The organism is Streptomyces sp. NPDC107528 (genome assembly GCF_055639295.1).
This window is the reverse complement of the sequence record NZ_JBVKAV010000011.1, coordinates 19,203-32,062: the sequence shown is the minus strand read 5'-3', so window position 1 is coordinate 32,062 and position 12,860 is coordinate 19,203. Positions and strand designations below refer to the sequence as shown.

Below are 12,860 nucleotides of genomic sequence, written 5' to 3'. Positions count from 1 at the left end.
CGCCGTTCCGGTTGATCACGGCTCACCCTATCCGTGACGCTGGATGCACGACACAGTCAAGGGAAGGTCCGGAAGTGATCAGCATCCCGACCCACACGCTCAACGACGGTACGACTCTCCCCGCCCTCGGTCTCGGCACCTGGCCGATGGACGACGCGCAGGCCGAGGAGGCGGTTCGTGGCGCCCTGGAAGTGGGGTACCGCCTGGTGGACACGGCGACGAACTACCGCAACGAGACCGGCGTCGGCCGTGGCGTCGCGGGCAGCGGCGTGCCCCGCGAGGAGATCGCCGTGACGACCAAGCTTCCCGGCCGGCATCACGGCTACGAGGAGACCCTCGCCTCCTTCGAGGAGTCCCGCGCCCGCCTCGGCCTGGACTACGTGGACCTCTACCTCATCCACTGGCCGCTCCCCCGGGTCGACAAGTACGTCGACTCCTGGAAGGCCATGATCAAGCTGCGCGAGGACGGCCTCGTCCGGTCGATCGGGGTCTCCAACTTCACGCCCGCACACATCGACCGGCTGGAGAAGGAGACCGGGGTCCTGCCCTCCGTCAACCAGATCGAGCTGCATCCGATGTTCCCACAGGACGAGCTGCGCGCCTTCCACTCCGGGAAGGGCATCGTCACCGAGAGCTGGAGCCCGCTGGGCCGCGGCTCCAGCCTCCTGGAGGACCCGGTCGTGCGGGGTATCGCCGACGGCCTCGGGGTGACTCCAGGGCAGGTCGTCCTGCGCTGGCACACCCAGCTGGGCGCCCTGCCCATCCCCAAGTCGGCGAGCCCGGGGCGGCAGCGCGAGAACCTCGACATCTTCGGGTTCGCCCTGGACGACACCCGAATGGCCGCCCTCACCGACCGCGCCCAGCGGCGCCTCGGCGGCGACCCCGCGGTGCACGAGGAGTTCTGAGCGGGCGTGGCCGACCGGGCCCCCGGCGGGCGTCGGGGACACGGCGCGGGGTACTCGGGGCGCTCAGGAAGGAGGCGACCGTGGGCGAGAAGGACCGGCTGCGGGACTATCGCGGCAAGCGTGACTTCGGGCGGACCCGTGAACCCGAGGGCCGCTCGACGGCCTCCGGTACTCAGCCGCGCTTCGTGGTGCAGATCCATGACGCGAGCACCCTGCACTTCGACTTCCGGCTGCAGGTGGACGACGTACTGAAGTCCTGGTCGGTCCCCAAGGGGCCCTCCGACGACCCCCATGACAAGCGGCTCGCCATGCCCACCGAGGATCATCCGCTGGAGTACGAGGACTTCGAGGGCGTGATCGCGAAGGGCGAGTACGGCGGCGGCACGGTGATCGTCTGGGACAACGGGACGTATGAGCCGCTCAGCCATGACCGCAAGGGGCGGCCGGTCGACTTCGGCGAGTCGCTCGAGGGCGGCCATGCCACCTTCCGGCTGAGCGGCTCGAAGCTGCACGGCGAGTACGCCCTCACCCGGTTCCGCAGCGGGGAGGACGGTGACCGTGAGGCGTGGCTGCTGGTGAAGGCCGGTAAGGGACGCACGCGCGGACACGGCACGCCCGACCCGCACCGGGCGCGTTCGGTGCGGACCGGCCGTACGCTCGGCCAGGTCGCCGCCGAGGGCGACACGGGGTGAGCGGTGGCGACCGGTCTCCTGGACTCGCTCCCCGCCGAGCAGCGCGGCGCCGGCTGCTGAGCGGGGCGCGCCCGGGAGCTGACCTGGCCGCGGAGCCGATGCTCGCCACGCTCAGCGATCGGCGGGACTTCTCCGGCGAGGAGTGGCTCTTCGAACGGAAACTGGACGGGGTCCGGGTGCCGGCGGTGCGTGCGGGCGACCGGGGCTCGCTTCTCTCCCGCACCGGCCGCCGGCTCGACGACACGTATCCGGAGGTCGTGGACGCACTGGGCGGGCAGGGCTGTTCGGACTTCACGGTCGACGGGGAGATCGTCGCGTCCTCCCGGGGCCGGACCGACTTCGCCCGACTCCAGCAGCGCATGGGCCTGACCCGGCGGCAGGACGTAGAGGCGGCCGGTGTCGCCGTGACGTAACGTCTTCGACCTGCTCGGGCTGGACGGCCAGGACACCACGCGGCTGCCGCTCAGGGCCCGCAAGTCCCTGCTGTGCCGCGCTCTGGCCTACCGCACCCGCTGCGCATGACGCCCTACCGCAACGAGGGCGGCGCCGAGTTGCCGGCCGCCTCCTGCGCCCAAGGCTGGGAGGGGCTGATCGCCAAGCCGACGGGCACTACCAGCCGCGCCCGTCCCGGGACTGGCTCAAGCTTAAGTGCTCACAGGGGCAGGAGTTCGTCGTCGGCGGCTTCACCGAGCCGGCCGGGAGCCGGGTGGGGCTTGGTGCGCTGCTGCTCGGTCACTACGAGCACGGGCGCCTGCGATACGCGGGGAAGGTCGGTACCGGTTTCGGCCGGTCCGCGCTGCTCGATCTGCGCGAGCGCCTGGACGGTCTGCGTGTCGCCGCCTCGCCGTTAGACGGCCGGGTGCGGGAGGCGGGGGCGCGGTGGGCGAGGCCGGAACCGGTCGCGCAGGTCGACTTCACGGAGTGGACCGCGACGGCATGCTGCGCCATGCGCGGTACTTGGGGCTGCGGGGCTGCCGAACGACAAGGCGGCCGAGGAGGTCGTACGGGAACGGTGGTCGGGGCGGGCCGACGGCTGAAGTCGGCGGATGTGCCGGTGAACCCTGACGGCTCTGCGAGGGATCACACCGGTTCGGGGATCACACCGGCGGCAGCGGCTGTTCCGCCCAGATCGTCTTGCCGCTGCCTGTCTGCCGGCTGCCCCAGCGCTGGGTGAGCTGCGCGACGAGGAGCAGTCCGCGTCCGCCCTCGTCGTAGGCGTGGGCCCGGCGCAGGTGCGGGGAGGTGGAACTGCCGTCGGAGACCTCGCAGATGAGGGTGCGGTCGCGGATCAGGCGCAGTTGGATGGGCGGTGCGCCGTACCGGATCGCGTTGGTGACGAGTTCGCTGACGACGAGTTCGGTGACGAAGGCCGCCTCGTCGAGGCCCCACGCGGTCAGCTGGTCGGTGGCGGCCTGCCGGGTTCTCGCCACGTATTCGGGGTCCGGCAGGACGTCCCAGGTGGCGATGCGGTCCGCGCCCAGGGCCCGGGTGCGGGCCAGCAGCAGGGCCACGTCGTCGCTGGGGTCCTCCGGGAGGACGGCCTTGAGGACCGTGTCGCACAGGGCGTCCAGGCTCTCGGCGGGCGCGGTCAGCGCGCGGCACAGTTCGACGGTGGCGTGGTCGATGTCGCGGTCGCGGTCCTCGATGAGACCGTCCGTGTACAGGGCGACCAGGGACCCCTCGGGCAGTTCCACCTCCACGGCCTCGAAGGGCAGCCCGCCGACGCCGAGCGGGGGTCCCGCGCTCATCTCGACGATCCGGGTGGTGCCGTCGGGCAGCACGAGGGCCGGTGGCGGATGGCCCGCGGCGGCGAGGCTGAGGCAGCGGCTCACGGGGTCGTAGACGGCGTAGAGGCAGGTAGCGCCCAGTTCGGCGACCTCGTCGCTGTCGTCGCCCGCGAGGTGGGTGACCAGGTCGTCGAGGTGGGTGAGGAGTTCGTCGGGCGGCAGGTCCACGTCGGCGAGGGTGCGTACGGCCGTGCACAGGCGGCCCATGGTCGCCGACGACGGAATGCCGTGTCCGACGACGTCACCGACGACGAGGGCGACGCGGCCACCGGACAGCGGGATCACGTCGAACCAGTCGCCACCGATGCCGGCCTGCGATCCGGACGGCCGATAGCGGTGCGCCACCTCGACGGCCGCCTGTCCGGGCAGTCCGCGGGGCAGCAGGTTGTGCTGCAGGGCGAGTGCCGTGGTGCGCTCCCGGGCGAAGCGGCGGGCGTTGTCGATGCAGACGGCCGCGCGGCTGGCGAGTTCCTCGGCGAACACGGCGTCGTCCGCTCCGTAGTCGTCCGACTGCCGGATGCGCACGGCGACCGCGACACCGAGCGTGGTGCCACGGGCCCGCAGCGGCACGGCCATCATCGAGTGGGCGCCCACTCGGTGGCGCCGGCCGGACGGAGCGCGGGCGTTGCGTTCCTCGATCCACCGCATGAACGCCGGCTCGCCCGCCTGACTCTGGATCACGCCGCCGTCGAGGATGGCCCGCGCCGGTGGCGAGAAGGGCGAGTAGTGGTCCACCCCTCCCAGGTGCACGGCCGCTTCCGGGGTGCCCTCGGTGTCGGAGCCGTGGGCGACGCGGCGCAGGGCGATGTCGGTGCCGGCCAGGGCCGGGGGCTCCTCCGATCCCATGACCCAGTCGAACAGGTCGACGCTGGCGAAGTCGGCGAACCGGGGCACCATGATCCCGATCAGTTCCTCGGCGGTGCGCACGACGTCCAGGGTCGTGCCGATGGCGGCCGCCGCCTCGTTCAGCAGGGCCAGCCGCTCCCGCGCCCAGTACTGGTCGGAGCTGTCGAACGCCGCCAGGGCCGTGCCCACGACGTCGCCGGAGGTGTCCCGTACGGGCCACATCTGGATGCTCCAGGCGTGCTCCCGGTTCAGGGCCGGGGCTCCCGTGAAGCTCTCGTAGCGGACGGGCCGGCCCGTCTCGGCGACCTGCCGCAGATGCCAGTGGAAGCCGCGGCTGTGCTCCGCCTCCTCCACGGTCTCCGGGAAGGGCCGGCCGATCAGGACCTCTTCGGGCACGCCCATCACCTGGCAGGCGACATCGTTGAGCCGCAGGTAGCGCTGCCGGGTGTCGAAGACGGACATCGACATCGAGGCCTGCTGGAAGGCCCACTCGGCGACGGTGGGCTCGGGCCCTTCGGCGGGTTCACCGACGACCATGTAGCCGTCGGGGGCGCCGTCCTCGCCCAGCATGCTGTGCGCCCGCAGCACCAGGAGCACGTGCGAGCCGTCCCGGTGGCGCAGCACGACGGTGCCGGCCAGAGCCGCGACGGCCGCGGGCGGCGGTTCCTCGGCGAGCAGTTCGCGCGCGGGCCGTCCTACGACCTCCTCGGCCGTGCGCCCGGTCAGCCGCAGGGCACCTTCGCTCCACCCCTTGACCACACCCTGGGCATCAAGGATCACCGCAGCGGAGACGCGCTCCATGTGGTCCAGCATGAGTCCTCGGCCGTACCGCATCAACCGCGACGCCCAGCCGTTACCGCCCGTCACGCCTTGGCGCACGCTGCCGCCGCGCCCCGGGCGGCCGTCGGGTCACGTGCGCAGCGCGGCGAGGGCCCGGTCGGCGTGGGTGTTCATCCGCAGTTCGCTGCGGACGACCTCCAGGACGGTGTGGTCCTGGGCGATGACGAAGGTGACCCGTTTGGTCGGGGCCAGTGAAAAGCCGCGGGTCACACCGAACCGGTCCCGGATCTTCCCGTCGGCGTCGGACAGCAGGGTCATGCCGAGCGTGTGCCGGTCGGCGAACTCCTGCTGGCGTTCGACCGCGTCGCCGCTGATGCCCACGGGACGTGCGCCGGCGGCGGCGAACTCGGCGGCGAGATCACGGAAGTGACAGGCCTCCGCGGTGCAACCGGGGGTGAGGGCGGCGGGGTAGAAGAAGAGCACCACCGGTCCCTCGGTGAGCAGTTCGGTGAGGCTGCGGGTGGTGCCGGTCTCGTCCGGGAGCGCGAAGTCCTCGACCTTGTCGCCGACCTTCAGCTGTGCGCTCATGCCCGTCCCTCCGTGTTCTTCGCGACGCCGCGGGCCCACAGCACGAGGGGGATCTGCAGCGGCAGCCGGCCGATGGCCGCGGCCTTCTGCGGGGTGGGCCGGTGCCGCCAGTCGACGGCCATCTTCACGTTCGCGGGAAACACGCCGACGAAGAAGCCGGCGGCTGCCAGTGCGGCGACCTTGCGGGTGCGCGGCAGCGCCACCCCGGCCGCGAGCGCGAGCTCGGCGACACCGCTGGCGTACGTCCAGGTCCGGGGCTTTCCCGGCAGGGCGCGCGGCACGACCGCGTCGAACTGGCCTGGGACGGCGAAGTGGGCGACCCCCGAGGTGGCCAGCAGGCCGGCGAGCAGCAGGGGTGAGCGTTCGGACCGGGGCACGGATCCTCCTTGGATGGCCTGCCGCCGGATGCTACCGGAGGGTAGGGCAAGGCCCGACACCCGCCCCTGGCCGGTCATCAGCCCTGTTCCGTGCGGCGGTTGTGCGCTCCCGGCGTGTATCCGAAGGAGCGGCGGAAGACGTCGATGAAGGCGCTGGCGGAGGACCATCCGCAGCGGTGGGCGACGGCGGTGACGGGAATGTCCTCGGCGAGCAGCCGCAGCGCGTGGTAGAGGCGCGACTGAGTGCGCCACTGCGGGAAGGTCATGCCGAACTCGGCACGGAAGAGCCGGCTGAGGGTGCGCTCGCCGGCCCCGGTCGCGGCGCCGAGCGCGGCGAGGGTGCGCGAGTCGGCCGGGTCGGCGTGGACAAGCGCGCAGACCGCGGCGAGCCGTGGATCCGCGGGTGTGGGCAGGCGCAGGGGCTGCTGGGGCGAGGCACGCAGTTGATCGCGCAGGACGGCGAGCAGGCGGTGGCGCTCGGGGCTGTCGTCGGCGGGGTCGCGGGTGTAGGCGAGGATCAGTTCGCGCAGGAGCGGGCTGACGGCGAGCACGGTGGGGGCGTCCAGGCCGAGCGAAGCGAGATGGGGGTGCCCCCGGACGGAGTCTGGGGGAGGGTTGTCGTCGGCGGGCAGGCCGACCAGGTACAGGTCGAGGTGGCCGTGGGCGCGGTGCGCGTGCACGGTGCCGGCGGGGACCCAGATGGCGCGGTTGCCGGGGGCGACCCACGTGCCGGCGTCGGTGGTGACGGCGAGGACGCCGGAGCCCGCGTAGACGATCTGGTGGTCGTCGTGCCGGTGGGCGTCGATACGCTCCCCGGCGGCCAGGACCTTGGCGCGGGTCGGCGCGGTCGGCGTGTGGCGGATGTCCGACATACTTCGGCAGATTATCGGAAGCGGGCCACTGCCGGGCGCGGCGACGATCGCGGGGTGACCGAGAAACGCAACCGAGCGATCACCCTGATGTCCCTGGGCCATGCCTGTGTCGACGTGTACCAGGGTGCCGTCGCCGCCCTCGTCCCCTTCTTCGTCGCCGAGCGCGCCTACAGCTACGCCGCCGCCTCGGGCGTCGTGCTCGCCGCGTCCCTGCTGTCGTCGGTGGTGCAGCCGCTGTTCGGGGCGCTCACCGACCGGTGGGCGATGCCCTGGCTGCTGCCGCTGAGCGCGCTGCTGGGCGGGGCGGGTGTCGCACTGAGCGGCGTCATGGGTTCCTACGCACTCACGTTGGCCGTGGTCGCCGTGTCGGGGATCGGGGTCGCCGCCTACCACCCGGAGGCGGCCCGCGCGGCCCGCGCCGCCTCGCGAGGCAGTCATACGGCGATGGGCTGGTTCTCCCTCGGCGGCAACGTCGGCTTCGCCCTCGCACCGCTGCTGGTGGCGGCGGTGATCGCCACCGGCGGACTGCGCGCCTCCCCGCTACTGGTCGTACCGGCCCTCGCGGGGGCCGCGCTGTGCGTCGGGGCGGTGCGTTCGGCAGCGGATCGTGGCGCGACCGGCCCCAGGGCCGAAGGGGTCGGCACCGACGACTGGCCGTCGTTCCTGCGGCTGTCCGGCGCCATCGTGTGCCGCTCGATCGTGTTCGTCGGCCTGAGCGCGTTCGTCTCGCTATACGTCCGTCAGCGCACCGACGGTGGAGACGTCGCCGGAACGGCCGCACTGTGCGTGCTCTACGCGGGCGGCGCGGTGGGCACCGTGGCCGGGGGCCGGCTCGCCGAGCGGTACGGGCGCATCACGGTCGTACGCCACGCTTATGCGCTGTCCGCGCTCGCGGTGGCCGGGGTGGTGCTCGTTCCCGGGCCGGCGGTGTATCTGTTCGTCGCCCTGACGTCGGCCGGCCTGTACGTCCCGTTCTCGCTGCACGTCACGCTCGGCCAGGACTACCTGCCCCGCCGGGTGGGCACCGCGAGTGGAGTGACGCTGGGGCTGGCCGTCAGCGTGGGCGGCCTCGCCGCTCCCTTGATCGGCGCGCTGGCCGATGCCACCTCGCTGCGGACGGCACTGGTCCCGCTCATCGCGCTGCCCGTGCTGGGACGACTGCTGCTGCGCGGGCTGCGGGAGCCTGCCTCGCCCGGACAGGCCGAGCCCGATGCCGCGCCGGGGTCCGAGGCCTCCGGTCACCGCCCTCGCACCGCGTCGGCGTGAGAGTGCGGTGGCCCGCGGGTCAGACGGTGCCGGCCGGCTGCTGCTCGGTGTCCTCGTCGACGGCGTGGGCGAGGAAGTCGTCGACCATGCGGTGGAAGAGGGTGGCCAGCTGCCGCAGCTCGTCGGGGGTCCAGTCGGACAGGGCGAGCTGCATGCCGCGGGCGCCGGCCTCGCGGACCCGGGCGATGGCCTGCCGGCCGGGCCCGGTGAGCTCGATGCGCTGGGCGCGGCGGTCCTGCGGGTCAGGAACCCTGGTGACGTAGCCGCTCTTCTCCAGCTGTTGCACCGTGCGCGTCACATGCGAGGCCTCCACACCGAGCCGGTTGGCCAGCTCCCCGGGGCGCAGCGACTCCGAGTCGGAGACCTGGCGCAGGAGCGCCACGGCGGCCCGGTCCAGCGGCACGTCGGCCAGGGCCATGAGCCGGTCGTGCTGCCGGGCCCGCGTGCTCAGATAGGTGATGCGGGTGAGCGCGCGCTCGATCTCGATCACTTCGCGGGACGCGGGAGCCTCGGGGAGTTCGGGGAGCGGTGGTGTGGACATGGGGCCACTTTACCATCTCATTGCGTAACTCAATTAATTTACGGCTTGCCTGGCGCGTGCCACCTGCCCGCCCACCGCCTCCAGCCAGTTCGTGCCGGACGCGATCGTCTGTCGCCACTGCCTGATCGCGCGGGGCGGCATGCCCACCGCGAGCGCGCCGGTCACGCGTTCGCCGGTGCGGTAGGCGGCGACGAACCGGCGTTCCGTCAGGTCACCGTCCACGATCGCCACTTCGTCGTGGCCGCGCAGAAAGCCGTACGCCTGGATCTTCATGTCGTACTGGTCGGACCAGAAGTACGGCACAGGGGCGAACGGTTTGCGTCCGTCAGGGTTGAGCAGGTTGCGCGCGACCGCCATCCCCTGCTCGGCGGCGTTGGTGCGGTGCTCGATCCGCGTCGACTTGCCGAACAGCGGGTTGTACCAGCGGGCGACGTCGCCCGCGGCATACACGTTGCGAGCGGCCTCGCAGTACTCGTCGCACACCACGCCGTCGCCGATGGTGAGCCCGCTGCCGTCGAGCCAGTCGGTGTTGGGCAGAGCGCCGACCGCGATCAACACCTCGTCGGCGTCGACCAGTCCACCGTCGGCAAGTCGCACTCCCCTCTCCGTCACCTCGGTGACGGTGACGCCGCAGCGCAGGTCCACGCCCCGTTCCAGATGCGCCCGCGTCAGCAGCTCGCCGACCTGCGTGCCGACGGCGTGGGCGAGCGGCACCGGGGCGGGTTCGAGGAGCGTCACCTCGCAGCCCAGCCGCCAGGCGACGGCGGCCGCCTCGGCCCCGAGGAACCCGGCGCCGACCACGACCAGTCGCCTGCCGGGGGTCAGCCGGTCCCGCAGCCTCACGGCGTCGTCCAGCGTGCGCAGCACATGCCCGCCCTGCCCCGGCAGGCGACGCGGGCGTACCCCGGTGGCCACGATCAGGCCGTCGTACGGCACCGTCGAACCGTCGGCCAACTGCACTGTGCCGTCGGTGAGTCGGAGGCCCGTGGCGGCCACCCCGAGGCGCAGGTCGAGGTCGAGACCGGCCAGGTCGTCGGGAGTACGCAGCGCCAGCCGCTCGGGCTCCCACTCGCCGGCCAGCAGGTGCTTGGACAGCGGGGGGCGGTCGTACGGGGCGAGCGGCTCGTCGCCCACCAGGGTGAGCGTGCCGTCGTGGCCCTCGCGGCGGAGCGTCTCGGCCGCCGCGAGTCCGGCGGCCGAGGCACCCACGACGACGACGCGCCTCACTGGTCCACCAGCCGGATCGCGGCGGCCGGGCAGATCGCGACGGCCTCGCGTACGCCGTCGAGGTGTTCGGCGGCGGGCTGCTCGTCGAGCAGGATCGCGATCCCGTCGTCATCCTGGTCGAACACGTCCATCGCGGCGAGCACGCACTGTCCGGACGCGACACACTTGTCGGCTTCCAGCTCCACCTTCATGACCGGATTCCCTTCTTCGTACGGGGTTTTGTTCGTGTACGGACTTTGTTCGTGTGCGAGGTTCTGTTCGCGTGCGGGTGAGGGGGAGCCGTCACCAGGAGACGGGCAGTGCGTGGACGCCGTAGATGAACGCGTCGGTCTTGAAGCGGAGGTCCTCGACCGGGGCCGCCAGTTTCAGCGTCGGGATGCGTTTGTAGAGCGTGCTGTAGACGACCTGGAGTTCCATCCGGGCCAGCGGCTGGCCCAGGCACTGGTGCACGCCGAAGCCGAAGGCGACGTGGCGGCGGGCGTCGCGGGTGAGGTCGAGGCGGTCGGGTTCGGTGAACACCTCGGGGTCGCGGTTGCCGATCTCGTTGACCATGATGACGCCCTCGCCCGCCTTGATCACCTGGCCGCCGATCTCGATGTCCTCGGTCACCGCTCGGCGCCGGCCGAGGTGGGTGATGTGCAGGTAGCGCAGGAGTTCCTCGACGGCCCCGGAGACGAACTTGGGGTCGTCGGTCTCGCGCAGCAGGGCCAGCTGGTCGGGGTTCCGGAGCAGCGCCAGGGTGCCGAGCGCGATCATGTTCGCGGTGGTCTCGTGACCCGCGATCAGCAGGAGGAGGGCCATCTCGGTCGCCTGCTGGTGCGTGAGTTCACCGGCGGTGATGCGGCCGGCGATGCTCGACAGCAGGTCGTCCTTCGGCTCGGCGAGCCGCTTGCCGAGGAGTCCGGCGAGGTAGCCCGCGACGTCACGGCTCGCCCTGCCCCGTTCCTCGGGCGTGGCGGTCGTACGGACCATGGTCCTGGTGTGCTCCTGGAAGAAGTCGTGCTCCTCGTAGGGCACGCCCAGCAGCTCGCAGATGACCAGCGACGGGATCGGCAGCGCGAACACGTCCACCAGGTCCACCGGGGACGGGCCGGCCAGCATGTCGTCGATCAGGCCGTCCACGATGCGCTGCACGGCGGGCCGCAGCGCCTCGACCTTCTTGACCGCGAACGGCGCCGTCACCATCCGGCGCAGCCGGGCGTGTTCGGGGTCATCCATCATGATGAAGCTGAGCTTGCCCTCGCCGGCGGCGGGGCTGGCCTTGGTGGGATAGCCGGGGCTGTCGGTGTCGGCGCTGACGCGCGCGTCGCCGAGCAGTGCCCGCTGCTCGGCGTACCGGGTCACGAGCCACGGCTCACTGCCGTCCCACAGCCGCACCTTGGTCAGCGGGCCCTGTTCCTGGAGCTGTTTGAGGGTGGGCGGCGGGTCGAAGGGGCAGCGGGACTCCCTGGGCATCGGGAACTCGGGGACGGCGTCCGGCGCTTCGGGCGCGGGGTCGGTCAGGATGTCGGCCATGGTTCTCCTCGGATGTGGGGGCTCCGGGTGGGGTCGAGCGCCGGGCGAAGCGTCGAGGCCTCGATGAGCACAGGCAAACAGAGGGGTCTGACGCGACTCGGTCAGTTTCCTGACAGGAGGCTGACGTGGCTCAGCTCACAGGGACGCCGGGCTCAGGTACGGCTCTCGCCCCTGCCCAGCCAGTAGCCGAAACCCCGGCGCGTGTGGATCAGCGACGGGGCATCCCGGTCCACCTTGCGGCGCAGCCGTGAGACGAGTTGCTCGATCGCGTTGTCGTCGCGGTGGTCTCCCCAGACGGAGCGGCCGATCTGCTCCTTGGACAGCACCCGGTGCGCGTTGGCCAGGAGATGGCGCAGCAACCGGTACTCCGCGGGCGTGAGTTCGAGCGCCCTCGTCCCGCGCCACGCCCGGCACACCGCGTCGTCCAGCACGAGGTCCCCGTACTGCAGCGGATGACCCCTTGCCGGGCCCGGCCGGGTGCCCCGCAGCAAGACCTGGATCCTGGCGAGGACTTCGGCCACCCGGAAGGGCTTGGTGACGTAGTCCCGCTCCCCCGGACCGAGTTCGGGCACGAGCCGGTGCAGACGGTCGCATCCGCTGAGGAGGAGGACGGGCGGGCGGTACGGAAGCCGGGGCCGGTGCTCCCGACTGAATCGCCCCATGTCCGGCACGTCGGTGTCGAAGACGACCAGATCGAATCGCCGCTTCGCAATCCACGCCAGCGCGTCGACGCCGGTGCCGCTGAGGCTGATCCGGTAGCCGGCCAACTCGAGTGTGGTCGACAGCAGTTCGGCGAGGTCGGCTTCGCCGGCCACGACCAGGATCCGCTGACCGGCCCCACGGGCCAGGGCGAGTCGGCTTTCGGGGGGTGCGGGGGTGGGAGTGGGGGTGGAGGTGGGAGAGGGGGTGGAGGTGGGAGAGGGGGTGGAGGTGGGAGTGGGGGTGGAGGTGGGTGGCTGCGGGGCGGGGGTGCGCGCGAGGGCGGGTGCCTCATCGCCGGCGCGCCGGGCGAAGGCAGATGCGCCCAGGGCGGAGGCGGGCGTGAGTGCCTCCTGGACGGCACTGCGAGCGAGGCCGGGAGCCTCATGGGCGGCGCCCCGCGCAAGGGCGGATGCCTTCAGGCCACCGTCAGGCACCATCGCGCACGCCTCCCACCCAGCGCGGTGAGCGAGAGCCGACTCCTGCCGGAGAGCATCGCGCACGCAGCCCAGGGCTCCATCGGCCCCACCCCGCGCCATGGCCGATGCCTCCAGGCCACCATCAGGCACCATCGCGCACGCCTCCCACCCAGCGCGGTGAGCGAGAGCCGACTCCTGCCGGAGAGCATCGCGCACGCGGCCCAGGGCTCCATCGGCCCCACCCCACGCAATGGCCGATGCCTCCAGGCCACCATCAGGCACCATCGCGCACGCCTCCCACCCAGCGCGGTGAGCGAGAGCCGACTCCTGCCGGAGAGCATCGCGC

At 72.3% G+C, this 12,860-nt stretch carries 15 protein-coding genes; 6 read left to right on the top strand and 9 right to left on the bottom strand.

Translation table 11 applies throughout. The features are described from left to right. The first annotated feature begins 74 nt into the window (after positions 1–74). From ACZ7L5_RS31600 to ACZ7L5_RS31585, 4 genes are all read left to right on the top strand, one after another. Complete coding sequence (locus tag ACZ7L5_RS31600) at positions 75–905, top strand: aldo/keto reductase (RefSeq protein WP_471520973.1); 831 nt, start codon at positions 75–77, stop codon at positions 903–905. A gap of 80 nt (positions 906–985) precedes the next feature. Continuing rightward, positions 986–1,597 (top strand): DNA polymerase ligase N-terminal domain-containing protein, encoded by a 612-nt coding sequence (locus ACZ7L5_RS31595; protein WP_471520971.1) that lies wholly within the window; start codon positions 986–988, stop codon positions 1,595–1,597. Between the two features lie 98 nt (positions 1,598–1,695). Further along, positions 1,696–2,010 (top strand): ATP-dependent DNA ligase, encoded by a 315-nt coding sequence (locus tag ACZ7L5_RS31590; RefSeq protein ID WP_471520969.1) that lies wholly within the window; start codon positions 1,696–1,698, stop codon positions 2,008–2,010. 293 nt (positions 2,011–2,303) lie between these two features. Next, on the top strand, positions 2,304–2,771 hold the full coding sequence (locus ACZ7L5_RS31585; RefSeq protein WP_471520967.1) for an ATP dependent DNA ligase: 468 nt from the start codon (positions 2,304–2,306) through the stop codon (positions 2,769–2,771). Here ACZ7L5_RS31585 and ACZ7L5_RS31580 read toward each other — a convergent pair. The 4 genes from ACZ7L5_RS31580 to ACZ7L5_RS31565 all read right to left on the bottom strand — a co-directional run bounded on the left by ACZ7L5_RS31580 (position 2,695) and on the right by ACZ7L5_RS31565 (position 6,847). After that, positions 2,695–5,031, bottom strand: a complete 2,337-nt coding sequence (locus ACZ7L5_RS31580) for an ATP-binding SpoIIE family protein phosphatase (RefSeq protein ID WP_471520965.1) — start codon at positions 5,029–5,031, stop codon at positions 2,695–2,697. The two genes, ACZ7L5_RS31585 and ACZ7L5_RS31580, sit on opposite strands and share 77 nt — an antisense overlap. Before the next feature lie 108 nt (positions 5,032–5,139). Continuing rightward, positions 5,140–5,598: a peroxiredoxin gene (locus ACZ7L5_RS31575; RefSeq protein WP_471520963.1), complete on the bottom strand. Its 459-nt coding sequence runs from the start codon at positions 5,596–5,598 to the stop codon at positions 5,140–5,142. Beyond that, entirely contained in the window at positions 5,595–5,975 is a 381-nt protein-coding gene (locus ACZ7L5_RS31570) for a DoxX family protein (protein ID WP_471520961.1), read from the bottom strand. Before ACZ7L5_RS31570 ends, ACZ7L5_RS31575 begins: the two co-directional genes overlap by 4 nt. A 77-nt stretch (positions 5,976–6,052) precedes the next feature. Beyond that, positions 6,053–6,847, bottom strand: a complete 795-nt coding sequence (locus ACZ7L5_RS31565) for an AraC family transcriptional regulator (protein ID WP_471520959.1) — start codon at positions 6,845–6,847, stop codon at positions 6,053–6,055. A gap of 87 nt (positions 6,848–6,934) precedes the next feature. Between ACZ7L5_RS31565 and ACZ7L5_RS31560 the strand changes: the two genes are divergently transcribed. Continuing rightward, the gene (locus ACZ7L5_RS31560) at positions 6,935–8,113 is read left to right on the top strand and encodes an MFS transporter (protein WP_471521508.1); all 1,179 of its coding nucleotides are present in this window, start codon (positions 6,935–6,937) and stop codon (positions 8,111–8,113) included. Between the two features lie 19 nt (positions 8,114–8,132). On the opposite strand, the gene ACZ7L5_RS31555 is transcribed toward ACZ7L5_RS31560, so the two are convergent. The 5 genes from ACZ7L5_RS31555 to ACZ7L5_RS31535 all read right to left on the bottom strand — a co-directional run bounded on the left by ACZ7L5_RS31555 (position 8,133) and on the right by ACZ7L5_RS31535 (position 12,220). Beyond that, entirely contained in the window at positions 8,133–8,654 is a 522-nt protein-coding gene (locus ACZ7L5_RS31555; protein ID WP_471520957.1) for a MarR family winged helix-turn-helix transcriptional regulator, read from the bottom strand. A 33-nt stretch (positions 8,655–8,687) separates the two neighbouring features. Then, positions 8,688–9,881 carry an NAD(P)/FAD-dependent oxidoreductase gene (locus ACZ7L5_RS31550; RefSeq protein WP_471520955.1) on the bottom strand — a complete coding sequence of 398 codons (1,194 nt, stop codon included), beginning with the start codon at positions 9,879–9,881 and terminating at the stop codon, positions 8,688–8,690. Continuing rightward, on the bottom strand, positions 9,878–10,072 hold the full coding sequence (locus ACZ7L5_RS31545) for a ferredoxin (protein WP_062710869.1): 195 nt from the start codon (positions 10,070–10,072) through the stop codon (positions 9,878–9,880). The genes ACZ7L5_RS31550 and ACZ7L5_RS31545 overlap by 4 nt, the downstream gene beginning before the upstream one ends. A gap of 91 nt (positions 10,073–10,163) precedes the next feature. Then, positions 10,164–11,396, bottom strand: coding sequence for a cytochrome P450 (locus tag ACZ7L5_RS31540; protein WP_471520953.1), 1,233 nt, complete (start codon positions 11,394–11,396; stop codon positions 10,164–10,166). A gap of 152 nt (positions 11,397–11,548) precedes the next feature. Then, positions 11,549–12,220 (bottom strand): response regulator transcription factor, encoded by a 672-nt coding sequence (locus ACZ7L5_RS31535; RefSeq protein ID WP_471521506.1) that lies wholly within the window; start codon positions 12,218–12,220, stop codon positions 11,549–11,551. Between the two features lie 339 nt (positions 12,221–12,559). Between ACZ7L5_RS31535 and ACZ7L5_RS31530 the strand changes: the two genes are divergently transcribed. Next, the coding region (locus ACZ7L5_RS31530) for a hypothetical protein (RefSeq protein ID WP_471520951.1) at positions 12,560–12,860 on the top strand (301 nt) is incomplete at its 3' end.